This is a genomic window from Clostridium sp. HV4-5-A1G (assembly GCF_900184915.1).
GTDB classification, from domain to species: Bacteria; Bacillota; Clostridia; order Clostridiales; family Clostridiaceae; genus Clostridium_B; species Clostridium_B aromativorans.
This window is the reverse complement of record NZ_FXYI02000334.1, coordinates 1-1,430: the sequence shown is the minus strand read 5'-3', so window position 1 is coordinate 1,430 and position 1,430 is coordinate 1. Positions and strand designations below refer to the sequence as shown.

Here is a 1,430-nt window from a genome sequence, read left to right as displayed (position 1 = left end):
AATCTATATTTGGTTAGTATTTTTTATTATTTTTTAGTTTATTTATTTTTAAGGCTATTGACATTTGTTCGATGAATTTTATATGGTTGTGTTCAAGGTTTAGTATTTTTTTGGCCTTTAGAATTCTATATCTTATTGTATTTTCATGTTGATGAAGTTTTAAAGAGGTTTTCTTGTAATCACCGTCATTTTTAAAATAAGTGTTTATGGTTTTTATCAGATCAGCATTGTAGTAATCGTCATATTTTTTTATTGGAATAAAAATTTCATTGTAAAAATCATTGAGATATATGGTATCTATTAGTGGATACAAGATTTTATAAACATTTAAATCTTTGTAATAAACTACATTACCGTCAATTATTTTTGCTATTTCAAATGAAGATATGCATTGCTTTATGCATAAATTAAAATCCTTAATATTGGAAAAAGAATTACTTATACCAATATAATAGGTATCTTTATAAGAATCAACCAAATTTTTTATATAGTTAACGGTTGAAATGAATTCGCTTATGATATTAAAATTTACAATGAGTATAGAACCTTTCTTATATCTTAAAAGTTCACATCTAGTCAAATTTTTTAAATTAGTCTTAATGAGGTGATTTTTGCCAGGAGTAAAATTATCTGTATTTATATATATAGATGCATAATTTTTTTTGAAATTACTATTTAAAAGCTTAGCTAAATAGATCACTTCATTTGTAGTTATATTTTTATTTAAAAGTTTTTCTAATCTCATCTCTGATATTACGTTAGATTGCTCGAGAAAGATCATTTCCGTTACAGTTTTTATTATTTCTGCATAAGGTATGTCAGCATCGATTAATATTATGGGGAAATTATTTCTATTAGACAATTCTATGATTTTGTCTGGCAGTTTCTTTATATATTCGTTTATTACAAACATACCGCAACTTTCGCTTTTTATACAAAAATCAATAAGTTTGAACATTTTATCCGTACTATTTTTAACTATATATAAACTACTTATGAATATATCACCTTGTTTTACAAGATTTTTATCATAGATATCATCTACAATAGGACAATCTGCGAAATTAACTCTTTTTATTTCATTTGAAATACCATTTTTGCCGGATACAATGACAGCACTTTTAAATAAATTCAATGATAGCAAGTCTTTAATTTGGATTGCCATTTATCTCCCTCCTATATCTTACAGGGTTTTTGCTCCTGAACTTTTTGAAAGTTTATATACAATGTAAAAAATATTTGCATTATTATACAATATTATAATGCAGTTTCCAGAATTGATATGTAATTTCCAAATCAATTATAGAAAACTAAAAAAAATAAATGGATATTTGTAATAACTCTCTCTTATACAAATCTCCGATCCCACGATACATAACTAGAGCTCGTATGCCTTCTTGTGCTTGAAAAAAAAAAGGGGAGGGGGGGGG

At 25.5% G+C, this 1,430-nt stretch carries 1 protein-coding gene; it reads right to left on the bottom strand.

The window, feature by feature from the left end:
- Window positions 1-13: 13 nt before the first annotated feature.
- Complete coding sequence (locus tag J5G60_RS18300) at window positions 14-1,165, bottom strand: PucR family transcriptional regulator (RefSeq protein ID WP_150358521.1); 1,152 nt, start codon at window positions 1,163-1,165, stop codon at window positions 14-16.
- Window positions 1,166-1,430 lie beyond the last annotated feature (265 nt).